We start from the raw sequence: 24,090 nt of genomic DNA, 5'->3' as shown, positions 1-24,090 counted from the left end.
CGAGTGTGGCAAGCCAGCAGCTACGGTCAGCCCCACTGAATCCTTCATTATGCCGCTGGCCACTTTGCTGACTCCAGAGATTGCTAAAAGCGCTGGTGTGGCCTATGTGCACTACCTGAGCTTCATGCTCTGCTTCGCCGCTCTGGTCGTGGAGCGGCGTCTCTTGCGTCCGGATCCGGATCGTCGGGCAGCCACGGCCATGGTGATCACCGACATCATCTATGGGATCGCCGCATTGGCACTGCTGATCAGTGGCATTTTTCGTGTCTTGTATTTCGGGCAAGGGAGCGAGTTCTATACGACGAACCCCCTGTTTTGGTGGAAGGTCGGTTTGTACCTATCTGTGGGTGCCTTGTCCTTGTACCCAACGGTGACCTACATCCTTTGGGCGATTCCCTTGCGTAAGGGCGAACTGCCCAAGGTGTCCGAGGCGCTGGCTACCCGCCTGGGCTGGATTATCAACATTGAGCTGGCTGGATTCGCCCTGGTGCCCTTGTTGGCAACGCTGATGGCTCGTGGAGTTGGACTTCCGGCGACCTGATTTGACGCATGCAAGTTGACCCTTGTCCTCCAGTTCAGGCTCAGCAGATCAGGACCGATCCTTTGCGACGTAGTGATCTGACGAATGCCCCAGGGTATGGATCCAGATTGGCGATTAGCGATTCTGGATTCCCCGTTCTGCCGCGCTGGTGCGTCTGGGTTCAGCCAGCCAAAGGGGCTGAGCCCAATCGCTGGGAGCGGCGATGGTTCGGCGCGATCGATCGCGCTCTCGATGAGTGGTCTGCGGTTTTGCCGATCATCCGAGTTGAAGACTCTGAGCGGGCTCATGTCCGGATCGAACGACGCAGGCCGCCCCGGCGACGTCTTGCTGATGGATGGCGAGCCAGCAATGGCAGAAGTGTGCTTCAGGTGTTGGAGGTCCAACGGCAGGGGGTATGGCGTCTTGAGCCGAACGTCACCGTGATGGTTTCCCCTGAGTTGAGAGCCGAGTCTCAACAGGCCACCGCGCTTCATGAGTTGGGTCACGCCTTCGGACTTTGGGCCCACAGCCAGGTTCCCAGTGATGCGATGGCCCCTGTACAAGGAGCCTCCCCGGTGTTGAAGCTGTCGCCGCGGGATCAGCTCACCCTGGAGTGGATGCGACAGCAGCCGAGTGACTTTGGGGTGCCGATGCCAGGGCCGCCTTAAGAACGCCTGGGTGCCCCACGGCGATTGGCCAGAACGGTTTGGACGTCTCGCCAACTGACGTTGTGGTGGGCCAAAGCAACCTGGAGGTGAAAAATCAAATCAGCGGCTTCTCCTGCGATTTCGCTGGCGTTGTTGTCTTTGCATGCCATCACAAATTCTGCGCTTTCTTCACCGATTTTTTTGAGGATCCGATTGTCCCCCCCTTCCAGCAATCGATTGGTGTAACTGCCTTCTTCTGGGCAATTGCGGCGATCTTCAATCACTCGCATCAATTCGGTGCAGGCATCGGCTGGAGGGGCTGCGGCCTCGTCTCCTCCCTGGCTAGGCACGGGACCATCGTCGTAAAAACAGCTGCGTGCCCCTGTGTGACAGGCCACATCGCCGGCTTGTTCGATGGTGAGAAGCAACACATCAGCGTCGCAGTCGTAGCGAAAGCCCTTGAGACGTTGGGTGTGACCACTGGTTGCTCCCTTGTGCCACATCTCTTGTCGAGAACGACTCCAGTAGTGCACTTCACCGGTGCTCAACGTGAGCTCCAGGGCGGCACGATTCATCCAGGCCTGCATGAGGATGGCCCCATCGAGCCAGTCTTGAGCGATCGCAGGAATTAGCCCCTTGTCGTTGAAGCGGAGTTCGTCAATGAAGGCGACATCAGCAGCTGGCATCGGGACTCGGTGCATGTAGATATACATATGGTCAATTCTCTCGCAGTGTGCTCCCTCTTCCGCGCTGATGTTTCTGCCTCCCGCCGGCTTCACCTGCAGCAAGCATTTCGAGGGGTATCCCTGTTGTCATAGGCAATGGCAACACTCCGGCCATTGTCATTTTGTTCATGGCTACAGCCGAAGCTTCACGTTTTGGTTTGCTGCCAAGCAGCTTGATGCGTGTGGCTTTGTGGTGGATTTCTCAAGCTTGCGTCCCTTAGAGAAACAGTTGAGGGATCAGTTTGATCACACTTTTTTGGTCAACCAAGATGATCCCTTGCTCGAACAGTGGCAATCTCTTCATCAGCAGGGAGCTCTAGATCTTCGGGTGATGCAAAATGTAGGGATGGAACATACCGCTCAATTGTTGTGGAACTGGGCCAATGAACTCTTGAAAAAACGTGATCAGGGTCGAACCTGCTGTTGGAAAGTAGAAGCTAGGGAAAATATCAGCAATGAAGCCACTTATTTTTCAGTACCTCACTGGTTTGAATCTACGAATTCGGGGGGGCAGCCTTTTGCTTCGATTTGATGTCTCTCATGGCCTGAATGGTATTAATTGAGATTTGTGCAGTAGGTTTTGCTCAGGAATAATAATTGGATGATTCCCCTTTTGGCAGAGAATTGATTGGTAGTAAATCCATCAAAAGGGGTGCAAAATTTAGAATTTTAGAGTTTGATCTTTGCTCTTCTAAATTCTTAGGATCATATTTGACAGCTTAAGCTTAAGAGTGCTATCAGAGCAGGCTTAGTCGTTCTTCTTTGACTTGAATTTGAACGCTGCCGCCTTCTTCGTAGCGACCGGCGAGGATTGCTTTCGCAATGGGTGTTTCCAGCTCGCGCTGAATGGCGCGTTTGAGGGGCCTCGCACCATAAACCGGGTCATAGCCCGCATTGGCCAGCCAGTCGGTCGCCTCCTCGCTGATGTTGAGACCCAGCTTGCGCTCGCTGAGGCGTTGTCGTAGCCGCTCCACTTGTAGAGCAACAATGAGGCGCAATTCATCACGACGAAGACTGTGAAAAATGATCGTGTCGTCGATTCGGTTTAGGAATTCTGGGCGGAAGTGGCTGCGGAGAGCATCATTAACCCGGCTTTCCATTTCTTGGTGTTGGTTGTCATCACCTCCTAAATCGAGGATGGATTGACTGCCGATGTTGCTGGTGAGAATCAACACAGCATTGGTGAAATCAACCGTGCGGCCTTGCCCGTCCGTGACACGCCCATCATCCAGAATTTGGAGCATCACATTGAAGACGTCTGGATGAGCTTTTTCCACCTCATCAAACAAGATCACCGCGTATGGCCTGCGCCGTATCGCTTCTGTGAGCTGTCCTCCAGCCTCATATCCCACATATCCGGGAGGTGCACCGATTAACCGGCTCACCGTATGTTTCTCCATGTATTCCGACATGTCGATGCGCACCAAGGCGTCTTCGCTATCAAACAATTGGGCTGCCAAGGCTTTTGACAGTTCTGTTTTTCCCACACCGGTGGGCCCCAAAAATAAAAAACTAGCGATGGGTTGATTTGGATCGCTAAGCCCTGCTCGGGATCGTTGGATGGCATCGGCTACTGCCGTGACGGCCTGGTCTTGCCCCACAACGCGTTCATGCAGTTGGTCCTCGAGTTTGAGCAGTTTTTCCATTTCAGACTGCACAAGCTTGGCAACGGGAATTCCTGTCCACTTCGCAATCACCTCGGCGATGTCGTCTTCGCTGACCTCTTCTCTGAGTAGTGATTTTTCTGCCGTGTCATCGGTTGCTGCCAGCGCCTGTTCCTGGGTTAGCAGTTGTTTTTGAAGCCCAGCCAGCGTTCCGTATTCCAGCTCTGCTGCTTTGTTGAGGTCATAACTGCGTTTGGCCTGCTCCACTTGCAGCTGCACGCGTTCGATATCTTCTTTCAGAGCAGAGAGCTCATCAATGGCACCTTTTTCTTGCTGCCATTGAGCATTGAGGGTGCTCTGCTGTTCGGATAATTCAGCAAGTTCTCGTTCTAATCGTTGAAGCCGTTCTTGACTGGCCGCATCCGACTCCCGTCCGAGCGAGAGTTTCTCCATTTCCAACTGCAGGATTTTGCGATCGATCTCGTCGATCTCTTCTGGTTTGGAGGTGATCTCCATCTTGAGCCTGGCGGCTGATTCATCGACAAGGTCGATCGCTTTGTCTGGAAGGAAGCGATCAGCGATGTAGCGACTACTCAAAACGGCGGCTGCGACAAGGGCGCTGTCGGCAATGCGGACGCCGTGGTGCACCTCATAGCGCTCTTTCAGTCCTCGCAAAATTGAAATGGTGTCTTCCACCGTGGGTTGATCGACCCGTACTTGCTGAAAGCGACGCTCGAGAGCGGGGTCTTTCTCAATGTGTTGCCTGTGCTCGTCCAAGGTGGTGGCTCCGATGCAGCGCAGTTCACCTCGGGCCAGCATGGGCTTCAACAGGTTGCTGGCGTCCATGGCACCACCGGTGGCACCTGCACCCACCACGGTGTGGATTTCGTCGATGAACAAGACAATTTGTCCCTCGGAGTTGGTGACCTCCTTGAGCACGGCTTTGAGTCGTTCCTCAAATTCACCGCGATATTTGGCCCCAGCGATCAGCGCTCCCATATCGAGGGCGATCAACTGACGATTTTGCAAGGCTTGAGGCACGTCCCCATTGACGATGCGTTGGGCAAGCCCTTCCACAATCGCTGTCTTGCCAACCCCTGGTTCACCGATCAGGACAGGGTTGTTTTTGGTGCGTCGGCTGAGAATTTGAATCGTTCGCCTGATTTCTTCATCTCGACCGATCACTGGATCGAGCTTGCCGTCGCGGGCAGCGCTGGTGAGATCGCGACCGTATTTTTCGAGAGATTCGTAGGTTCCCTCTGGGTTTTGGTCGGTCACTTTTTGACTGCCACGCACGGCATTAATGGCGGTTTTTAAACGAGAGCTGTCGGTGCCAGCTTGGCTCAGCAGCTGGCGGCCACAGCGGCCATCGTCGGCGAGGGCCAGCAGCAGATGCTCAATGGAAATAAAGCTATCGCCATAACTTTGCTTCAGCGTTTCAGCGCGATCGAGCAGGGCATTGAGACCTTTGCCTAGAAAGACTGAGTCGGGGGCGTTGGTGAGGGATGGTTGCTGACTGAGATAAGTGTCTACAGCCGTTTGCAGAGCGGGTGGAGACACCCCAGCCTTATCTAGGATCCGGCCTGCCAAACCTTCCTGGTCCAGCAAAGCCCTCAACAGGTGCTCACTTTCAAGGTGTTGATGCCGACGGTTTTGGGCCAGCTGCTGGGCTGACATGATCGCGGACCAAGCTTTTTCGGTGAACTGTTCAGCAGTGGGTTGCATGGCGGTTTCTACGTTTTATTGCTTGGAACCGTATGTGGATCTTTTGCATTTGTAGAGCGGAGAACCGATCCGGCTCGGTCGGTCTTTGCGCCACCATGCGGTATCCCGACCTGCACTTGTAGGGTCGGCCGATCCACAACGTTGAATGGGACATAGGGATGGCAACTGATTCAGCTTTGGTTAAGGCATTGGTGGAGCGTGTCCATGCCGTGTACGGAGCCGAGTTGAGTGATGTGGAGCGCAAGTGTTGGACCGTGGTGCATGAACATCACCATGGCGCCATGCCTACGGAATACGACATTCGCGAGATTGACGAGGATCTGTATCTTGCCGTGTTGGAGGCCGTTCGAAAGCGACATTAAGGCTCATTAAGTTGTGAATGAAAAGGGGTTTAAGGTAAGGCGTTCCACCAATAAACGGCATCCGTTGCCCTTTTCGTCACCATGTATGGCGGACTGTTGAGGGATTGATAATCGCTATCTTTAATTGATAAAATCAAGAGAAAATATGTCAATTTTTTCTTCTTTTTGATTGAAAGACACCGATGCTTTACTTCCTTGATTTGGGGTGTCCGGATGGATAACCCTTTAAAGCATTCGTCTTTTTGTCACTTTCGAAGAATTCGTGCCATCGGCTGAGTGCTTCTTGGCGTTGACCAATGGGGCGAGCTGCCATGATCAGGCCGGCTTCCACAAGTGCGCCGGAGCCGGCTTCAGGCATGTCTAAACGCACTTGCTGAAGGGCTTCGTCATGCTCGGTTCTCCAGGCTTCGCCATTGTTTTGATATTCCTCCCAGGCCTGCGCGTAGGTCATCTCGCTTGGACTTGGGCGGTTTTTGATGTCAGTCATTTCTTTCCTTCTGGTTTCACTAAGCCAACCTTACTCAATAATTGTCTAGAAAGAGTTTTTGGCGTCGAGCTTTCGTCTGTTGCATGTCTACTGATGTGCATTTGCATGGTGTATTTGGCATTTAAGTATTCATGGCTTGCTAGATATATGCTTTGTTTTGACTCTTGGTGCGCATGTCTATGAAGCATTCATTCGTTCTTGATTGTTTGTATTATTGTGGTTGTCTCTTGGGTTGGGGATTTGTAGCTTTTGATGGGTCTTTTGACCCCTGAAAATACTTTCTTCCTCTTTTTCTTCAATGATTGTGCTGTTGAGCCTGTTTCTTCGGTCTCAGGAATCCTCCGAAGCTTGGCTCTGCAATGGATGCTGCTTCTTGGTTGGGTGGAGATGGATGCCCTTGATGGAAGAATCTATTAGCTTGGGATTCCGTGGTTGATCCCAATGAATCCTAAGCAGGCTGGAGCTCTTCGCCGAGCTGGTATTTATTTTGTTGTGGGCTACGGAGGCTTGGTTCTCGTTAACAACAGTGGACTGCAGCTTGACAACATGTGGATTGCTTACTTGCCGATGTTTATTGCTGTTTATTTTTTCTCACGTTGGGCTGATGCCAAGATTGCGAGTCGCTCGAGCAACCAATCTGATGATTGATTTTTCGATGTTGCCTAGTGGTGGCAGGCTGCTTTGAATCGGTTGGCATGGCTCGTGGCTGCATGCTTGGTTTTGCGGCCTGAGACACGTTTGCGCCAGCTACGGAAGGATCCAGGTTTTAACGACTGACGCATCAAGCTGATCACATCTTTCTCCATGAGACCGAATTGATATTCAATGGCTTCAAAGGGTGTGCGGTCTTCCCATGCCATCTCAATGACCCGATCCAACTGTTCGCTGGTCATGGCATCCGCTTTGATCAACTCTTGATCTCACTCGAGGATCTCCAGGCTAAAGGTGAGATTTATAGGCCGTGATGTGGAGGTTTGTACTGTTATCGGATCGTGCTTTGTTCGAACCACTTGCCGATCGCTTCGGCTTGAGGGTCTTGGTTGAGGTCGTCTAGGCACAATGAGAAACCTAGTCTATTGCCAAGCGCAACGATGTCTTTTGTTTCACTACAGACGCTGAGTTCCCGTTGAAGAGCTGGACTGCGTTCTGCAGCACGCAAAAAATCTTTCCAACCCTCTCGGCTCATCGCTGCCAGCCTTTTTCAGCCTTGAGTTCTACGTAGGCGGCTACATCAATGATGTCTTGTTCGCTTAATTTTCCTTCAAACGAAGGCATCGCATTCTTCCCATTTTCAATTTGGTGCTCGATGGCCTCAATGTGATCGTCGCCGTACTCATTGAGATGCGCTTGAAGATCGCTTTGACTCAATGTTCTGGACGCACTGATCACATTGCCACCACCCATGTGACATGCAGCGCAATTCGCAGAAAAGAGTTGCCCACCATGTTCGACGTCAACGCCAGAAGTGCTGGCCGCAATTGCAGGTGAGACTCCCAACAGGTTGAGGCCAATGCAAAGCAGCAATGCGAACAGAGACATGGGATGGAGCATCACCACCAATTTCAATTTATACAACCCTATCCATTTCGGTGGACAAAAAAAGAGCCCGGTGAGCATCTGTTAAAATGCTCGCCGGACTTGTGTTCAACTGCTGATCTAAGCGATCACTCAACGATAACTTTGCCAACCATGCCAGCACCACGGTGGGGCTCGCAGTAGAAGTCAAAAGTTCCAGCTTCAGTGAAGGTTTCTTCCCATGATTCGCCGGGAGCAAACGCTAGATCGCTGTGGCTGAGCTCGTCGTGGCCATCAAAAACGGCGTTGTGAGGTGCCAGCTTGTTGTTGACAAATTTGACGGTGTCACCAGCTTTGATGTTGAGGGTGCTGGGTTCGAATGCAAGCATGCCGGAATCTGTACCGAGCTTCACTTCAACAGTGGCAGCATTGGCTGTACCAACACCGATGCCCAGCACGAGTGCCAAAGCAATCGCGGCTGAGAGGAGAGAACGCAAACGGCTGATCATGAGCTTATGAACACTGTTGTGAGTTTAACGCTGTTCAGATGCTTCCACGATGTGGAAGTCCTGAATTCATCAGAACTGTTTCAAGGTCTGGTCCATAGCTTCGACCACCGAAGCGTTCAGGCTGGGTAACGGGATCATGAACGAAGTGACGTTGATGAATTGAAAATCGATCCCATGCGTTGATTTCGATGGGAAGGATTTTGATCAGGCCTTCAATTAGCCAGCTCCAAAGGGGTATCCCAGGAGTGCGCGACACACCTCTCCAGCGACAGAGCGTGGCCACGGCATCGTTCACGCTGATCCACGGTTGTCCCATCACGACTCTGCGGACCGGTCCCTGCCCAGGTTCTGGATTGGGTTGGTGAGGGCTGGTTGCCAGGATTCCGCAGATTGCAGCAATGTCAGCCGCATGGATGAAATGGAAGCTGGCATCGGCTCTCAGCCAGCGAGCGAGCCATAACCATTTGCTTGCTTCCGCTAAGCCTTCCGTTAGGTAACTGGTTGGGAAGGGACTTGTTCCATCTACCCTTCCGCCGAAAACCAGTGTTGGAAACACCGCAATAATGCGTTCAGCTAATGGGTGTTGTTCAAGCTCTCCAAGGCATTGAGCTTTGGTTTGGATGTATTCGGTGCCGTAGGCCAGAGCTTCTTGAAGCGGTTGCAAGGAACGATCGAGAATGCTGGCGGTTGAGAAATAGATGATCTGCTCAACGACAGCTGGATTCAGAAGGGCCAGCATCCTTTTGACGGCCACAACATTCACCTGATGGGCACGCTCAGGATCTCCCCATGCAGTAGCCGTATGAATCACCCGGGTCACGGTGGAGAGTTCGCTCGCAAATCGATCTGTTTCACGCAGATCTCCCACTAACAAGCGGACACGTGGTTGATCTGCTGAGATTGCTGAAAGTTTGGCTGGATCTCGCAGCCAAAGCAGCAACTCGGCACCGGAATTTTCCAGGAGCCAAGCCGCTGTGTATTGGCCGACGCAACCACTTGCGCCGGTGATCAAGATTCGAGCGGGCGACGGGATCAATCAGCCCTCCCCGATTCGATCCATCACAGTCTTACCAGCTTCAAAGAATGCGCGGCCATTCTCCTCAGGCGTGCCAGGCAAAATTCCATGGCCAAGATTCAGGATGTGGCGGCGACCACGGGCCTTGCGCACGCAATCATCGATGCGATCGCGAATGGCCTCAGGTGTGCCAAAGAGCAATCCAGGATCGACATTGCCTTGTACACCGATGTGGTCAGGAAGGCGGGCGAGGCCCTCAGCCATGTCCACGGTCCAATCCAAAGAAATGATGTCGACACCTGTGCGACCCATTCGTTCTAAAACCCCTGCGCTTCCAGAGATGTAAAGGATGAATGGGGTGTCGGGATGCGTTTGTTTGACGAGATCAACAACTTTTTTCTGATAGGGCGCAGCAAACGTGTCGTAATCGGCGGGGCTGAGTTGCCCTGCCCAGGAGTCAAACATCTGGACAACCTGCGCTCCGGAATCAATTTGATAACGCAGGTAGGTGGCAATCGAAGTCGCGAAGTGATCGAGGAGTTTATGCAGGAGTTCTGGCTCCTGAAAGGCCATCTTTTTGATGACGGCATAGTTCTTGCTGCTTTTTCCTTCCACGACGTATGCCGCCAGGGTCCAAGGGGCGCCTACGAAGCCAAGGACTGCGGCCTGATTGCCAACGCTGCTGCGCAGACGGCCCAGGACTTCGCCCACAAAGGGCATGCTCTCTTCTGGCTGCAAAGGTCTGAGCGCTTCAACTTGACTGAGGTTCCTGATTGGATCACCAATTTGAGGGCCTTTGCTCTCAACAATGTCGAACTCGATCCCCATGCCAGGAAGAGGGGTCAGAATGTCTGAAAACAGAATCACCCCATCCGGCTGGAAGGCCTTGAACGGCTGCATCGAAATCTCATAGGAGAGATCCGGGTTCTCAGATCGTTCACGGAAGCTGGGGTGCCGATCGCGAAGGTCGCGATAGACCTTCATGTAGCGACCTGCCTGGCGCATCATCCAGACAGGAGGACGCTCTACCGCTTCTCCGCGGGCGGCACGGAGCAGTAGGGGCAGGGTCTCGCTCATGAATGCGTGCAGATCAAGGCGGCAACCTACCTGACGAAACTGACCAAAACGCTGTGTTTTACGGCGATCCGGGCAGTTTTGTCACATCACCTGAACCTAAGCACTCTCTTTGACGGAGACTTCAGCCAAACTTTTCTTGGCATCGTGCTTAAACACCATCAGGCTGAGTGGCGGCAGGCAGAGATCCAAGGAGTTTTCATAGCCATGGATTCCCCATTCTTCGCTTAACTTCCCACCAAGATTTCCCAGGTTGCTGCCACCGTATTTGGCAGCATCGGTATTGAAGATCTCTTCGTAGAAGCCAGAGATTGGAACTCCCACTTTGTAATGGGAATGGCTTTGGGGCGTGAAGTTGGCCACGACGACTAACCAAGAGCCACTTGTGCTTTCCCGTCGCATGAAGCTAATCACGGAATGGCGATTGTCATTGCAGTCGATCCATTGGAAGCCGTACTGATCAAAGTCGTCTTTCCAGAGAGCAGGCTCTTGCTTATAGAGCGCGTTGAGTTCTTTCACCATGAGGTGAACACCCGCGTGCGGTTCGTAGTTCAGCAAATCCCACTGCAGATCTCCCCAAACGTTCCATTCAGAACGTTGACCGAACTCCATACCCATGAAGATCGTTTTCTTGCCTGGGTGCGTCCACATGTAGGCCAGCAAGGCGCGCGTGTTGGCGTACTTCTGCCAGTCATCGCCTGGCATCTTGTGAAGGAGATGGCTTTTGCCATGCACGACTTCGTCGTGACTGAGGGCAAGCATGAAGTTTTCGGTGTACGTGTACCAGATCGAAAACGTGATGTTGTTTTGGTGAAACTGGCGGAACCACGGATCCAGCTCGAAGTAATCGAGCATGTCGTGCATCCAACCCATGTTCCATTTGAGATTGAAGCCAAGGCCACCGTTCTCCGTGGGCTGAGTCACCATGGGCCAGGTGGTGGATTCCTCTGCGATCGAGAGAGCACCTGGGAAATGCTCGAACAGAACGTGATTGGCTTGCTGAAGGAAGCGAACGGCTTCGGTGTTTTCTCTACCCCCGTGTTCGTTGGCTAACCACTCACCATCGGGCCGTAAATAATCTCGGTAGAGCATTGATGCCACTGCATCAACCCGGATGCCATCGATATGGAACTGGTCAAACCAGAAGACGAGATTGGCAACGAGGAAGTTTCTTACCTCATTCCTGCTGTAGTTGAAGATCAGCGTCCCCCATTCCTTGTGCTCTCCAATTCGTGGGTCGGCGTGTTCGTACAGGTGGCAGCCATCGAAGAAGGCAAGCCCATGACTGTCTTTGGGGAAGTGTCCAGGCACCCAATCGATAATCACACCGATGCCCTCGGCATGGCAGCGATCCACAAAGGCGCGAAATTCGTCGGGAGTGCCGTAGCGGCTTGTGGGTGCGTACCATCCGGTGACTTGGTATCCCCATGACCCATCGAAAGGATGCTCTGTGATGGGCATCAATTCGATGTGACTGAACCCTTGCTCTTTGACATAAGGGATCAGACGATCGGCAAGCTCTGGGTAGGTGAGCAGACGGGCACCTGGCTTGAGATCGGCCGCAGGCACCGGTGGTCGTGGCGTTCCATCGGCTTCGATGAATGGATCGTCTGCTGAGGCGTGAATCCAGCTGCCAAGGTGCATCTCGTAGACCGAGATCGGCTGATCGAGAGGGTTCCGACGATCTCGGCTACTGATCCAGGCGTCATCACTCCACTGAAATCCGTCGAGATGACTAACGATCGAGCTGGTATCAGGCCTGACTTCATGCTGGAAGCCGTAGGGGTCAGCCTTCTGATAACAGTGTCCGTCTTGGGTGCGGATTTCATATTTGTAAAAGTGTCCTTCCTCAAGCTCAGGAACGAACAACTCCCAGATGCCGCCCAGTCTCTGCTGCATGGGGTGGTAGCGGCCATCCCATGAATTGAGATTTCCGATCACGCTGACGGTGAGTGCATTCGGTGCCCACAGGCAGAACATCACACCTTCAATGCCGCCTTGTTGGCAGCGGTGGGCTCCCATCCGACGCCAAATGTGATGGTGATTGCCCTCTGCAAAGAGGTGGCGATCCATCTCGCCCATCCACTCATGCCGAAAGGCCCACGGATCGAATTGCTCGTGTTCGATCCCGCCACGGCGGATCTGCAATTTGTAGTTATGGCCTGGATCCCGAGAACATTCGGCCTCAAAAACCCATGGGTGATGAGGCGTTTGCATCGATAGGCGTTCGCCATTGAGGATCAACTCAACGGTTTCAGCTTCGGGAACCCAAGCTCTCACGACCCATTGGCCCGACTCCAGCTGTTGGGGCCCCAAAAGAGAGAAGGGATGGTCGTGTCGGCATTCAGCCAGCCTCTGGCTGTCCTGAACCATCCAGTCGAGAACAGCGCCGGTCATGCAGGGGGATGGTCTTCGTTAGCCCGGGAGCTTAAGCGGAAAACCCGCCTTGGCTGCATGGAATGTGCTGAGTTTTTGGGATCAGACCAGATCCTCAGAGAAGTCCACATTGATGATTCGACCTTGGCCATCGAAGATGACGAACAAGTTGTCGGTCACGGTTCCAAATTCAATGGTGACCAAAACGAGTTGTTGATCGGCTCCCTTGCTTGAGATGACAGCATTTTTGATCCGCTTCACGCCGCCCAGGACGCGGCTTAATTTGCTCCACTTGCGTTCCAGATCTTCTGGGGAAATTTCCTTTTGAAAATCGAGCGAAAGGTAGTAGCGAGCAGCAATCCAGCGTTGTGCGTCGAGATCACGCACAAATTTCAGAGCGGTTGTCTCGATCGGCAGCGTTTCCCCTAACCATTTCCAGGCCACGAGCTTGCCTTCATCGTCGAGAACGAGAAGCAGTTCTTTGCTGCCTTGATCGGTTTGGGCAATGACATCGACGGTGGTGTCATCGATCCCTGGATAAATCGCCACAACACGGGTGGATTTGATGCGATGAGCCTTGTTCAAGCGCCCCTTGACGGCTTCAAAGGTGGTTGCGTTTTGCAGTGGCGTTGATAAGCGATCAAACAAAGCCTGGGCGTTACGGGCTTGCAGCGCTTTCAGGAGTGCATCTGCTGCTTCACTGGCCTCACTGGCACTCAGCGGGGTGCGTGGCGCCAACGCTCCCTGGGCTAAAAGCTGTTCTCCTCGTGCCGCTGGCACGGGGAACGCCTGCAGCATCGGTGCCGCGAGAGCGCAGACCAGAAGGCAGGAGGAGAGCTTCATGAACGTGGAGCAACAATGAACTTAGTTTGCCGGAGTTCATCCGGCTTGGGGAAAGAGCAGTGGCGCCATTTGCAGTGTCGCCCCATCCAGCTGAAGGCAAAGGGTGATGACGCGGCAATCGCTTGTGGGGGGGCCAAAGCGTTGGTCACCATCTCCTGGATTGACAGCGATGGCTGGCCATGCGGCCCCTGCAAGCGAGAGCCGCAGCCGATCTCCAGGCTGGAAGCTCACGAGCAGCGGCTGCAGTTCCAGGGTGATGGGGCTGGATGGCTCGTCAAAGTCCCGTCGGACCCGCAACACACCGGTTGAGATCTGTTGCACCTCATCGCGATCAGCAGGGAGTCTTGACAGTGCCGCGCAGAGGTCAAAGGCTGGCTGATCGGCGGATACCTTGAGTTTCAAAAGGGGGCGACCGCAGAGCTGGATAGCTGTTTTGAGCGGTTCGGAACTGAAAACGGCCACGTCCGAGCGTTCATCAACGATTTTCCGATCGCACGGCCCCGCCGTGGGACTCAAATGCCCACCAACGGCCGGTGCTGGTCGCCATGGATCATGAACGATGACGCAGGTTCCTGATCCAGGCAGCGTGGCTTCGAGCAGTTGTCCATCGGTGGGATCAAGGCAAGCCAAACCATTGCTGTGGAGATGCCAACAGGCCTTGCTGCACTCGTTTCCGCTCTGACCTGACCAGGTCCCATCGCCTAGATCCCAAAGCCTGATCGCAGTTGTTTTGTCTTGGCTGGGGGTTGGGGGATGTTTGAGATGTTGATTGAAAAAATCCAGCAGAAGCTGGGTCGTTTCCGGCCACCACTGCAGATGGGTGGCGGGGCCGATATGCAGTTCGGGGTTGCCGCCTCTGGATCGGGCCGTTTGGAGAAGGTCGAGGAGACCCCGTAGATGGGGATCCCACCAGCCGCCGATCAGCAGCATGGGTTTCTGGAGCCAGGTTTGCGCTGGGCGATGGAGAATCCAGCGCTCGTCCTGATCTGCCGGTTGCCGCAACCAGCGCAAAGCCATTCCCTGGGGGTCATGTTGCTCTAAGAGCTCGACGCCTTCGCGTAGATAGCGACCTTCCACCAAAGCGCTGTAGATCTCGTTCCAGGCGCCAGGATCGTTGCGGCGCTTGGCCTGAAGGGCTGCCAGCTGCAACCCCCAGCCAAGGCCGAGGTGCCACCAGTGAGCGCCGCCTTCGCAACTCCAATCCTCCCGTTCCGCTAAGCCACACATGGCTGGCGCAAGGCAGTCAGGAGCCTGGCAATCCGCTGGTGCGAGCAGCTGGGTCAGCCCTTGATAGGACAGTCCGTACAGGCCGATGCGTCCGTTGCATTCGGGCCGCTCGCGGATCCATGTGAGGGTCTCGGCGGTGTCGAGAGCTTCTTGGCTAAATCCTTGAAATGTTCCCCCAGAGCTGCCCTGTCCGCGGACGTCTTGGACGACGACCGCAAACCCTTGCTCGGTCCACCAGAGCGGGTGGGGGAGGGTCACCGTGGAAGCAATTGCCCGGCCATAGGGTTGTCTCATTAGCAGGGTGGGCCAAGGACCAGCCCCCTGCGGTGTCCAGATGCGTGCGACCAGATTCACCCCATCAGGAGTGATCAAAGTCGCGTCAATGAACTGTTGATCAGTGCCCTGTTGATCCTTGAACTTTTGATCAGACAACATCTGATCAGCGAACATCCGAGCAGTGCAATCCGATCACGTAGGTAGCCAAAATTTCAGCGTTATTGGTGCTGAGGTTGCGTTGACTTGCTAGCTGATTGATCGCTTCGGGTGACAGTGCGGACTGGCCATTGCTGTTCATGGCTTTGAACGACTGACACATGGCTCTGGCTTCCGCTGGGTTTCGTTTGACACTCTCGAGAAGGCTTGATTGAGCAATCCCTGCTGAAGCAGATATCAACAACGAAAGTGATAGGCCCTTAATAGCCCGATGGCAAAAAGTCCAAGTCCTGCCGAGACCCTGATGGAGGGGACGCATGGTTCCTCCTTAAATGACTAAAACCATTTCAAAGGGGTAAGACCTGGGTTGCTGCGTTGAACGGTCAGTTCGTGGTTTGCCTGGCTTTGGCTCGCAGGATCCACTGTTTGGCTATCGCCAGATCCACAACCGGAGCTCTGCCACTCCCCAACTGGCGTTCTAAACGCCCTGTCCGGTTCGTAATGTCCTGCGGGGAAGAGCTTGCGATCGCCGCGACTGTGGCAAAGCCTGCGTGCATCAATAGAGCCGCGTCGGCTGGCGCAAGTTCCAAACAACACACCAAATCAGCGATGCCGCGGAGACGTTTGAGGTTTCGTGCTGTGGATCGTCCAGTGGCGACAAGACGGCTCAGCTTTTGATCTGTCAGATCGCTCAGCTGTCCCCAGTTGGTAATGCCAGCTTCTGTTAGATCCCGTTGTTCATCGCGAAAACCTTGCGGTAATCCACTGAGAGGGGCAGTTGCGCTCATCCCTGGCTGAAGTCCCGTTTGGTTTCCCCAAGCACCACGGGTCTTGAGCTGCCCTCGCTCTCGGTTTGAAGTTGCCGAAGTCGAACACGGACCTCCATGTTGCGACCTCCGGGCCGGAGGTTCGCAGCGATTTGGTTCAGGGTGGGGGTGATGGCTTCTTGTGCAAAGCCACTGGAAGCCTGTGCCACGACGAGGTCGGTGCCGTTATCAAACACAATCGGCACCTGCACAGCTCCTTCAATGCGCACCGGGGGCGAATAACTGATCGAAAAAGCCCAGCAGCTCACGGCTAACAAGAACGTGAAACTACTGACGCCTACAAGCCGAAAACGCAGCCCCCAACGGGTTACGAAGGCAACCACGGTAAGAACGGAGAGGCCCAGGCCACTCCAGGCCAGCCATTTGCTGGAACCCTCCAATAATTCCGGAAGCGGCATGGGCTGGTTAGGGACAAATCTCCTTTCTATATTGCGTCGACCTTGGCTGGGATGACGGTCATCAATGCGGAGCACAGGCAAAGGCGCGATGGCTCCACGAGTGGTGATCTCTGGACTGGGGCTCACAGTTGTGGCTGCTGCCGTTTGGTTCAGTGCTGACCGCTTGATTGCACGAGCCGTCAATGGCTTGCGTCCCTCCCTGGAGCAGCAATTTTCCGTCCCTCTGGGACATCCGATTGAGATTGGCCCTTATCGCGGACTTGGGCTCGATGGAATCGGAATTGGACCGATCATGATTCTTCCTGGAACGAAGGATGCCTCGACCCTGCGTGTGCAGAAACTCACCCTGGGGATTGATCCCCTCTCCAGCATTCGCCACTTGCGGCTGGTGGTCGTCGCCCGACTGAAGGGAACCAATCTCAATCTCAACCGCAACCAACAGGGACAGTTTTGGGTGCCAGGCCCTCGGGTCAACAATGAGTTCTTTCATCGCGTCGACCTTCGTGTGAGGCTCATCGATCCAGCCAACATTCATGTTGAGCCCTCTGACCTTCAGCTCTCCTTGGCGGGAGCAGCGCGTCTTCGTCTCAATGAGAAATGGGCTGATGGTGCCTTTCAAATCGCTCTGCCCGATCGAGGCACGGTGAAGCTAAAGGGGCGTGCTCACTGGGATCGCCCTGAATTTCTGCTCACTACGCAATTGAAGCGGATTCGCCTTAACCGCCTGCAAGGTTTGCTTCCGATGGCGCAGCCCATCGAGTTGGGGGGCCAGGTGGGTGGTGATCTCAGTTTTGATTGGAATCGAGGGCAAATCAGCTGTGGGGGTGGCCTCTCTATTGTGGGTTTGATCGTTAGCGGCAAGCCGCTTCAGCACGCACTTGCATCGCAACAATTGCGTCTTAATTGTGATCGAGATCGACTCACGATTCCACGCAGTCAGTGGCGTTACGGCTCCTACAGGGCCGACCTGGGCGGTCGGGTTCACCTCAATAAGCGATTTGATTTAAGCGCCACCTTGAAGGAGCTGAACCAGGACAATCAGTTGGCTCTAAGCCTTGATGGTGACTGGTCTCAGCCCCGTTTCAAACTTGCAGGAAGATGGAGACTTCCAGAGGCAAAGGTCCTGGATGAACCCGTTGCCATTGATCTGCAGGTGCGCGGAGATGGGCGTCGCCCGAAAGCATGGAAAGCCAGGCTTGAAAACCTTTCTCTAGAAGCCTCCGGTGCCTCAATCAAGGCACAGGGTTCCTTGTTTCCGCAGCTGGATGTCAAGACAAAGCAGCTGCAAGTGGTCGGGAAAGCCTGGAAGGGCCTGCCCTTGATTCCTGAGCTGTTGGGCACGAAGGCTCTTTTAAAGGGGGAGTTGCGCCTGTTTGGCCCCAGCCTCTCGCCTCAACTTCAGTTGGCGCTCAACCAGGAGAGCAATCCCTTGCTTGACCATTGGTCGCTCAAGGCCGATTGGTCTTCAGAGCAGGGTTTGTTGACTCTGAACCGCTTCACGAGCCCTCAGTTCAATGCTGATGCTGTCTTGCCCCTTCAACTCGGGAAAGGTGGGCTGCAAGTTGGCGCGTTGCAATCCAATCTGCGCTTACAGGCCTACCCGCTCAGCAGGATCGGTTCTCTGATTGGGACGGAGATGGATGGCACGATTACGGCCGAAGGGGAGGTACGTGGTCCTCTTCAGTCGTTACAGCCTGATCTTCAGATCGAAGTTCATAGCCCTCGTGCGGGATCTATTCGTCTTGTTGAACGTTGGCAAGGCCGCTTTGAAGGACGACCTGGTGGTGGCGGTCAGCTCCAGATGGCCTCCGTTGGAGCCGTGATTCCTGGCTCATTGGATGCTCAACTCGGGCGCAATTGGTTGCCAGAAACCGTGCGCCTCCAGCGCAGGAAAGGTGAGCTGCAGATCAGCGGTAGTCCTGCCCTCTATCGCTGGACAGCGAACGATCTGAGTGTGGATGGTTTGGAGTTGGTTTTGCCTCCAAAACAGCGTTGGGAAGGGGTGTATGGCCGTTTAAGTGGTTCCGGTGATTTGAGTTTGCAGCCATGGAGCATGTCGGCCGATCTGAAGCTTGCCCAACCGGGATTGCTGGGGATCCAGTTGCGCCAAGCCCTGATGACGGCTCAGTACAAAAATGACCGCTATGACATCAGCGGGGAACTGTTGCCGCGCGATAGCGGACAGATCACGTTTGAGGCGGATGGATATCGGAATGCTGGACTCAACGCCGAGATTCAGGCCCGTGGTCTCAGTGCACGCTGGCTAACGGCCAGTGCGCTGAGCCTCCCCCAGCTGTCCCAGTCCCTTCCTGCTGATCAGGGCGATGCCACGGATCTAGGCACCTTGCTGGTCAACACCTTTGGTGGCTCTCTGGATGGGCAGTTGAAGGCGCTTAGGCGATCCCAACGGGCCCTTGATGATGCCCGCCGAGATCGCAGGGAGACAGAAGCGTTTCATCCTGAAGATCTACGGGGGCAAGTGGATGCTGTGATTGATCTTCAGGGGCCAAACCTCAAGAGCCTCGACATTGATCTCACCGCGCGTGGTCATCTTTGGATCGATGGTGAAGATGAAGACATCGCTCTGCAGGTGAAACCGTTCATCGCTGAGCTCAAGGGACCTCTTTCTTCAGGCGAGGGCAGTTTTTCTTTGGTTCATCTGCCGTTCAGCCTTCTTGCACTGGTGGCTCCGGTCCCCTCTGCTTTGCAAGGGGCTCTTGGGCTCACGGGTAGCTATCGCTTGGGGGATGGCTCACCGGTACTGACAACCGAGCTTGTGCTGGAGAAGGCACGCGTAGGTCAGGAGCCGATTGCCCTTGATCGCGGTCAGGTTTTGTTCTCCAACGAGACGTTGCAGCTTGATTTGGCTTTGCGGGCAGAGGGGGCTGATGAGCCACTGACGGTGATTGGGCAAGTTCCCTTAACGCCTGATCGCCCCTTAGACGTTCGGGTGGAAAGTCATGGTGATGGTCTTCACTTCCTGGCTGGATTTTCGAGAGATGTGGTCGCTTGGAAGCAGGGGAACACCGATCTCAGATTGTTGATTGGCGGCAGCCTTCTGGCTCCTGAAGCCAATGGATTCATCGTGATGAACGATGGCGAATTTGTTGTTCAGGACCAAATCGTTAGCAAGGTCAACAGCTCTGTTGTGTTCGATTTTGATCGCCTTGAGGTGCAGGAACTTAAGGGTCGAATTGGATCCTCCGGAATCCTTCAAGCCAGTGGTGCTCTGGCGTTGTTTAAGCCTGCGCCTGAAGACGTTCCTTTGGCCATCACCATTGAAAAGGCCCGAATCAAGGTGCCTACCGCGGATGTAGCTGTTGCTGCTGATCTCCGCGTGAGTGGAGCACTTGTGAATCCCGATTTTCAAGGGAATCTTCAGTTGAGTGAAGGTTCGATAACTCCGAATCGATCTCTGTTCAGAAGATCCAAATCGAGCAATAAGGACAGTGCTGAGAAGGTCAATCAGGTGGATCCTGCAAACTCTTTCGTTTCAGCGAATGCGTTGCTTGAAGAAGATTGGAATTTTAGAGAACCACTTGTTTTGCTCGGACCCAATGTTGAGGAAGACCCAAGTAAAAGCCTAAAGGCATCACTACCCAATTTGCCATTGATTTCTTTTGATAACTTTCGGGTGCGGTTTGGACCTAATTTAAAGGTTCAAGTCCAGCCTGTTACCAACCTACCTGATCTGGCCAATTTCACCACAGCAGGTTCAGTCTCCCTCAATGGTCCTCTGGATCAAAATATTAAATTGAGGGGTGTGATTCAGTTGCTTACTGGGCGGGTGTGGATGTTTACCAGCACCTTTAACTTGGATCGCAAAGCCCCAAACGTGGCAGTTTTCACCCCTTCTCAAGGTCTGATCCCCTATGTAGATATTGCAATGCAGACTAGGGTCTCAGATAGTGTCAACATTGGTGTTGGTAGCGATCCCTCGAGCACAACCGTATTTGATACGAATGGCACCGGAGCCCTTGGCGCGGGAGGTCAATTGCGTTTGGTGAAAGTAATGCTTCAAGCTGAAGGTCCGGCCAATCGCCTTGCCGATAGCATTCAGCTTCGTAGTTCTCCTCCTCTGCCACAGCCCCAGTTGCTTGGTTTGATTGGTGGAAACTCGTTGGCTGGGCTGACTGGCGAAGGTGCAGGAACAGCCTTGGCCGCGGTGCTTGGTCAGTCTCTGCTTTCGACGGTCTTGGGAACGTTTACTGATGCCTTTAATCAGAGACTTCAGTTTGCCCTGTATCCGACTTATGTTACTCCTACGGTAGACAATAAAGGCGAAAGAGTATCAGGCCGTGTTCCACCTCAATTAGCAATTGTGACTGACTTTGGCGTAAGTATTTCGGACCGTTTTAACTTGTCTGTTTTAGCCGCTCCTAATCGTAATAATATTCCTCCTCAGGGTAGTCTTAGTTATCAAATAGATCAAAATCTGAGTGTTTCAGGTTCTGTTGACTCGCAGGGTACTTGGCAAAGTCAATTGCAGCTTTTCTTCCGGTTTTAGGTCATGCATTCCCCGGAAGTGATCGGAGTTGATATAGGTGGAACTGCGATCAAGCTTGGTCGCTTCTCAGCAGATGGCAAACTTCTTCAGAAGCAGCAGGTACAAACTCCTCAGCCAGCAACACCAGGTGCTGTTTGTATCGCATTAGTAGAAGCGATTGAAGCCTTGGATCCCGATCGCCGCGCCTCGATCGTTGGGATTGGGTTGCCGGGTCCGATGGATGTGGAGGCCCGTGTGGCGAGGGTTTGCATCAACTTGCCTGGCTGGGAGGAGGTTCCGCTTGCTGATTGGCTTGAGCCTCGTCTCCAGCGTCGGGTCACCCTCGCCAACGATGGCAACTGTGCATTGGTCGGAGAGGCATGGAAGGGGGCGGCCAAGGGGTGTTCCGATGTGGTGATGCTCACTCTCGGAACTGGTGTGGGCGGAGGGGTCATGCTGTCAGGCCAGTTATTCACGGGACACAATGGGGCCGCGGCCGAGCCGGGGCTGATCGGTCTCGATCCCGAGGGGCCACCCTGCAACAGCGGCAACCGCGGCAGTCTCGAACAGTTCGCCAGCATCTCGGCGTTGAGGAGGTTGTGGGATGGAGATCCAGCCGAATTGGCAGCTTTGGCCGCGAATGGTGATGCGGAAGCCCAAGCGGTGTGGTCCCGTTATGGGAGCACTCTTGGCGTAGGGATCAGCTCGTTGGTTTACATGTTCACGCCAGAACTGGTGCTGGTGGGTGGCGGGATTTCTGGCGCTGCGACCCATTTCCTGCCTTCCGTGCGCAAGGAGGTTGCTCAAAGGGTTCAGGCCATGAGTCGTCAAGGTCTGCGCATTGACGTCTGTGCGCTCGGTAACGGTGCAGGCCGACTTGGCGCAGCCCGATTAGCAATCGAACGCTTGACGTGACGCGAAACGAGATGATGAAGCAAAGAACACGCGCGCGACGATGAACAGTCAGGGTGTGCCAGAACCATCAGCTGATCTTTTGCGCCTGGCTACAGCCGTTCGGCGTGCCGCTGTTGGTTTGGGTCAGAGTTCCAACCAACAGCGACAACAGGCGCTGATGGCGATGGCCGCGTCTCTGGAGGCCCATGCCGATCGCATCGTTACAGCCAATGCGGACGATCTCGCTCAGGCTTCTGCGGATGGTTTGGCTCCTGCGTTGGTGGCTCGTCTCAAATTGGACGCGGGCAAACTGGCTGGAGCCATTGATGGCGTCCGTCAATTGTCGGCACTGCATGACCCTCTGGGGGCCAGGCAATTGCATCGCGAGCTTGCCGATGGGTTGGTGTTGGAGCGCGTCACGGTGCCCCTTGGGGTTTTAGGGGTGATTTTTGAGGCCAGGCCTGATGCGGTGATCCAAATCGCTGCCCTTGCCATTCGCTCAGGCAATGGCGCAATCCTGAAGGGTGGCAGCGAGGCCAAGTGCACGAATCAAGCTGTGATGCAGGCGTTGAAAGAGGGCTTGGCTGGCACATCGGTGTCTGCTGATGCGTTGGATTTACTTACAACCCGAGCGGAGAGTTTGGCTCTGCTGCGCCTCGACGGTCTTGTGGACTTGATTATTCCCCGGGGTAGCAACGAGCTGGTTCGTTTCATTCAGGACAACACCCGAATTCCGGTTCTTGGCCATGCCGATGGTGTTTGCCATCTATATGTGGACAAAGAGGTTGATTGCGCACAGGCCTTGCGCATTGCGATCGACAGCAAAACCCAGTATCCGGCGGCTTGTAATGCGATCGAGACGCTCCTGGTGCATCAGCAAATGGCGCCGAGCTTTCTGAAAGAGGCTGTTCCTGCTTTTAAAAATGCTGGTGTTTGCTTGCGCGGCGATGAGACCAGTCGAGGCTTTGGGGTGGAGCAGGCCGCAACCAGCGAAGATTGGAGTGAGGAGTATCTGGATCTCGTGCTTGCTGTGCGAGTGGTGAAGGATTTCGACGAGGCCCTCGAACACATTCAGAGGTATGGCTCACGCCATACGGAGGCGATTGCGACGGTCAATCAAGACACCGCAGAACGGTTCTTGCGGGCCGTGGATAGCGCTGGTGTCTATCACAATTGCTCAACTCGTTTTGCGGATGGTTTCCGCTACGGCTTTGGTGCAGAAGTTGGCATCAGCACCCAGACCTTGCCCCCGCGCGGGCCTGTCGGGTTGGAGGGGTTGGTGACCTATCGCTACCGATTGCGTGGTGAGGGGCACCTTGCTGCGGATTTTACTGAGGGGCGCGCACAGTTCAGCCACCGCGATTTACCAACCGCTACGACCTGATAGCTATGGATTTGATCCATATCCGAGATCTCCGCCTCTGGGCTCATGTCGGAGTGCTGGATCATGAACGACGGGATGGTCAATGGTTTCAACTCGACATCTCGTTGGGTTTAGATCTCAGTGAATCGGCGAGGTCGGACGATCTCAGCGCGACCGCTGATTACAGCCTGGCAGTGCTGGCACTTCAGGAGTTGGCCAGAGATTTGTGTTGCCTCACCATTGAATGTTTCAGTGAGGAGATCTTTGAGGTTCTAGAACGTCTTTATGGTCCCTTGCCTATGCACCTGGTCCTCCAGAAGTGCCAGCCTCCGATTGCTGGTTTTACAGGTGCTGTCGCGCTGGAGCGTCGGCGCAACTGGTCAGCTGAGCAGGGCCATTGATGCCATCTGAAGCTCCCAGCCGGCCTCTCGTCTTAGTGCACGGTCTTCTTGATACGCCTCGGCTGTTCTCTCGTCTGGAGCGTCGTCTTGAAGGTCAGGATCGTCCGGTGTTGTCTCCCCATTTGCCCCATCGCTTTGGTGCGACCCCTCTTCGCCAGCTCGCTCAGCAGCTGGATGACCTGATTCAAGAACGGTGGGGACTGGAGACGTCGATTGACATTCTTGGTTTTTCCATGGGTGGGGTGATTGCTCGGACTTGGCTCCAAGAGTTGGGAGGTGCCAAGCGAACGCATCGGTTCCTTAGCGTCGGTAGCCCCCAACAGGGAACACTCACTGCCCAGTGCGTTCCCGCCTGGCTGTTCGCTGGTTTGGCAGACATGAAGCGTGGTAGTCCCCTGCTGCGCTCTTTGAATGGGAATTATTCCGACTTGCAGGCTGTGGAGTGCTTCAGCTTCTTTTGCCGTTGGGATCTCATGGTGTGCCCTGGGTGGCAAGCCGTGCTTCCAATCGGGACGAGCACAGCTGTGCCCGTCTGGACGCATCAGCAGTTGATGTCACATCCCAGATCGCTTGATCTATTAAATGAAGCACTTCTTCATTGATTGACTGACAACTCTGGCGTGTGTGGCCAAACTTGGTCCTTCGTTAATTTTGCTTAAA

General features: G+C 54.3%; 25 protein-coding genes. 10 read left to right on the top strand and 15 right to left on the bottom strand.

The genetic code is table 11. The features are described 5' to 3' along the window. Positions 1–49: 49 nt before the first annotated feature. Both SynROS8604_RS10305 and SynROS8604_RS10300 read left to right on the top strand, forming a co-directional pair. Complete coding sequence (locus SynROS8604_RS10305) at positions 50–541, top strand: DUF2214 family protein (RefSeq protein WP_186543924.1); 492 nt, start codon at positions 50–52, stop codon at positions 539–541. A gap of 8 nt (positions 542–549) precedes the next feature. After that, the gene (locus SynROS8604_RS10300; RefSeq protein WP_186543923.1) at positions 550–1,188 is read left to right on the top strand and encodes a matrixin family metalloprotease; all 639 of its coding nucleotides are present in this window, start codon (positions 550–552) and stop codon (positions 1,186–1,188) included. Here the strand turns inward: SynROS8604_RS10300 and hisIE are convergent. Next, on the bottom strand, positions 1,185–1,853 hold the full coding sequence (gene hisIE, locus SynROS8604_RS10295) for a bifunctional phosphoribosyl-AMP cyclohydrolase/phosphoribosyl-ATP diphosphatase HisIE (protein WP_186543922.1): 669 nt from the start codon (positions 1,851–1,853) through the stop codon (positions 1,185–1,187). The two genes, SynROS8604_RS10300 and hisIE, sit on opposite strands and share 4 nt — an antisense overlap. A gap of 67 nt (positions 1,854–1,920) precedes the next feature. On the opposite strand from hisIE, the gene SynROS8604_RS10290 reads away from it, so the two are divergent. Further along, complete coding sequence (locus SynROS8604_RS10290; RefSeq protein WP_186543921.1) at positions 1,921–2,424, top strand: 6-carboxytetrahydropterin synthase; 504 nt, start codon at positions 1,921–1,923, stop codon at positions 2,422–2,424. A 205-nt stretch (positions 2,425–2,629) separates the two neighbouring features. Here the strand turns inward: SynROS8604_RS10290 and clpB are convergent, their stop codons facing one another. Next, positions 2,630–5,221, bottom strand: a complete 2,592-nt coding sequence (gene clpB, locus SynROS8604_RS10285; RefSeq protein ID WP_186543920.1) for an ATP-dependent chaperone ClpB — start codon at positions 5,219–5,221, stop codon at positions 2,630–2,632. 158 nt (positions 5,222–5,379) lie between these two features. On the opposite strand from clpB, the gene SynROS8604_RS10280 reads away from it, so the two are divergent. After that, positions 5,380–5,583, top strand: a complete 204-nt coding sequence (locus SynROS8604_RS10280; protein WP_186543919.1) for a hypothetical protein — start codon at positions 5,380–5,382, stop codon at positions 5,581–5,583. 187 nt (positions 5,584–5,770) lie between these two features. On the opposite strand, the gene SynROS8604_RS10275 is transcribed toward SynROS8604_RS10280, so the two are convergent. Further along, positions 5,771–6,070 carry a hypothetical protein gene (locus SynROS8604_RS10275; RefSeq protein WP_186543918.1) on the bottom strand — a complete coding sequence of 100 codons (300 nt, stop codon included), beginning with the start codon at positions 6,068–6,070 and terminating at the stop codon, positions 5,771–5,773. Between the two features lie 441 nt (positions 6,071–6,511). Here SynROS8604_RS10275 and SynROS8604_RS10270 point away from each other — a divergent pair, with 441 nt between their 5' ends. Next, the gene (locus tag SynROS8604_RS10270) at positions 6,512–6,718 is read left to right on the top strand and encodes a hypothetical protein (RefSeq protein WP_186543917.1); all 207 of its coding nucleotides are present in this window, start codon (positions 6,512–6,514) and stop codon (positions 6,716–6,718) included. A gap of 14 nt (positions 6,719–6,732) precedes the next feature. Here the strand turns inward: SynROS8604_RS10270 and SynROS8604_RS10265 are convergent, their stop codons facing one another. From SynROS8604_RS10265 to SynROS8604_RS10210, 12 genes are all read right to left on the bottom strand, one after another. Further along, positions 6,733–6,963 carry a TIGR03643 family protein gene (locus SynROS8604_RS10265; protein WP_186543916.1) on the bottom strand — a complete coding sequence of 77 codons (231 nt, stop codon included), beginning with the start codon at positions 6,961–6,963 and terminating at the stop codon, positions 6,733–6,735. A gap of 89 nt (positions 6,964–7,052) precedes the next feature. Next, positions 7,053–7,256: a Nif11-like leader peptide family natural product precursor gene (locus tag SynROS8604_RS10260; protein WP_186543915.1), complete on the bottom strand. Its 204-nt coding sequence runs from the start codon at positions 7,254–7,256 to the stop codon at positions 7,053–7,055. Beyond that, the gene (locus tag SynROS8604_RS10255; protein ID WP_186545936.1) at positions 7,253–7,621 is read right to left on the bottom strand and encodes a c-type cytochrome; all 369 of its coding nucleotides are present in this window, start codon (positions 7,619–7,621) and stop codon (positions 7,253–7,255) included. The genes SynROS8604_RS10260 and SynROS8604_RS10255 overlap by 4 nt, the downstream gene beginning before the upstream one ends. A 113-nt stretch (positions 7,622–7,734) precedes the next feature. Beyond that, on the bottom strand, positions 7,735–8,094 hold the full coding sequence (petE, locus tag SynROS8604_RS10250) for a plastocyanin (protein WP_186523319.1): 360 nt from the start codon (positions 8,092–8,094) through the stop codon (positions 7,735–7,737). Positions 8,095–8,128: 34 nt separating this feature from the next. After that, positions 8,129–9,130, bottom strand: a complete 1,002-nt coding sequence (locus tag SynROS8604_RS10245) for an NAD(P)-dependent oxidoreductase (protein WP_186543914.1) — start codon at positions 9,128–9,130, stop codon at positions 8,129–8,131. Next, the gene (hemE, locus tag SynROS8604_RS10240; protein WP_186543913.1) at positions 9,131–10,186 is read right to left on the bottom strand and encodes a uroporphyrinogen decarboxylase; all 1,056 of its coding nucleotides are present in this window, start codon (positions 10,184–10,186) and stop codon (positions 9,131–9,133) included. Positions 10,187–10,282: 96 nt separating this feature from the next. Continuing rightward, positions 10,283–12,580: a 1,4-alpha-glucan branching protein GlgB gene (glgB, locus tag SynROS8604_RS10235; protein ID WP_186543912.1), complete on the bottom strand. Its 2,298-nt coding sequence runs from the start codon at positions 12,578–12,580 to the stop codon at positions 10,283–10,285. Between the two features lie 81 nt (positions 12,581–12,661). Continuing rightward, positions 12,662–13,402 carry a DUF3887 domain-containing protein gene (locus tag SynROS8604_RS10230; RefSeq protein WP_186543911.1) on the bottom strand — a complete coding sequence of 247 codons (741 nt, stop codon included), beginning with the start codon at positions 13,400–13,402 and terminating at the stop codon, positions 12,662–12,664. Between the two features lie 36 nt (positions 13,403–13,438). Then, the gene (locus SynROS8604_RS10225; protein WP_255445005.1) at positions 13,439–15,079 is read right to left on the bottom strand and encodes a CocE/NonD family hydrolase; all 1,641 of its coding nucleotides are present in this window, start codon (positions 15,077–15,079) and stop codon (positions 13,439–13,441) included. After that, positions 15,069–15,380, bottom strand: a complete 312-nt coding sequence (locus tag SynROS8604_RS10220) for a hypothetical protein (protein WP_186543910.1) — start codon at positions 15,378–15,380, stop codon at positions 15,069–15,071. The genes SynROS8604_RS10225 and SynROS8604_RS10220 overlap by 11 nt, the downstream gene beginning before the upstream one ends. 64 nt (positions 15,381–15,444) lie before the next feature. After that, on the bottom strand, positions 15,445–15,849 hold the full coding sequence (locus SynROS8604_RS10215; RefSeq protein WP_186543909.1) for a DUF4332 domain-containing protein: 405 nt from the start codon (positions 15,847–15,849) through the stop codon (positions 15,445–15,447). Next, positions 15,846–16,286, bottom strand: a complete 441-nt coding sequence (locus SynROS8604_RS10210) for a Ycf51 family protein (protein ID WP_186545934.1) — start codon at positions 16,284–16,286, stop codon at positions 15,846–15,848. Before SynROS8604_RS10210 ends, SynROS8604_RS10215 begins: the two co-directional genes overlap by 4 nt. A 64-nt stretch (positions 16,287–16,350) precedes the next feature. On the opposite strand from SynROS8604_RS10210, the gene SynROS8604_RS10205 reads away from it, so the two are divergent. The 5 genes from SynROS8604_RS10205 to SynROS8604_RS10185 are packed head-to-tail and all read left to right on the top strand — an operon-like array spanning position 16,351 to position 24,032. Beyond that, positions 16,351–20,793: a translocation/assembly module TamB domain-containing protein gene (locus SynROS8604_RS10205; protein WP_255445004.1), complete on the top strand. Its 4,443-nt coding sequence runs from the start codon at positions 16,351–16,353 to the stop codon at positions 20,791–20,793. A gap of 3 nt (positions 20,794–20,796) precedes the next feature. Then, positions 20,797–21,687, top strand: coding sequence for an ROK family protein (locus tag SynROS8604_RS10200; RefSeq protein WP_186543907.1), 891 nt, complete (start codon positions 20,797–20,799; stop codon positions 21,685–21,687). A gap of 40 nt (positions 21,688–21,727) precedes the next feature. Beyond that, positions 21,728–23,050 carry a glutamate-5-semialdehyde dehydrogenase gene (locus tag SynROS8604_RS10195; protein WP_186543906.1) on the top strand — a complete coding sequence of 441 codons (1,323 nt, stop codon included), beginning with the start codon at positions 21,728–21,730 and terminating at the stop codon, positions 23,048–23,050. Positions 23,051–23,055: 5 nt separating this feature from the next. Then, the gene (locus SynROS8604_RS10190; RefSeq protein WP_186543905.1) at positions 23,056–23,430 is read left to right on the top strand and encodes a dihydroneopterin aldolase; all 375 of its coding nucleotides are present in this window, start codon (positions 23,056–23,058) and stop codon (positions 23,428–23,430) included. Then, on the top strand, positions 23,430–24,032 hold the full coding sequence (locus tag SynROS8604_RS10185) for an alpha/beta fold hydrolase (RefSeq protein WP_186543904.1): 603 nt from the start codon (positions 23,430–23,432) through the stop codon (positions 24,030–24,032). The genes SynROS8604_RS10190 and SynROS8604_RS10185 overlap by 1 nt, the downstream gene beginning before the upstream one ends. Positions 24,033–24,090 lie beyond the last annotated feature (58 nt).

Origin of the sequence: Synechococcus sp. ROS8604, assembly GCF_014279655.1 — a bacterium.
In the GTDB taxonomy this organism is placed as follows: Bacteria; Cyanobacteriota; Cyanobacteriia; order PCC-6307; family Cyanobiaceae; genus Synechococcus_C.
The sequence above is the reverse complement of the archived record's forward strand: the minus strand, read 5'-3'. Positions and strand labels throughout refer to the sequence as shown.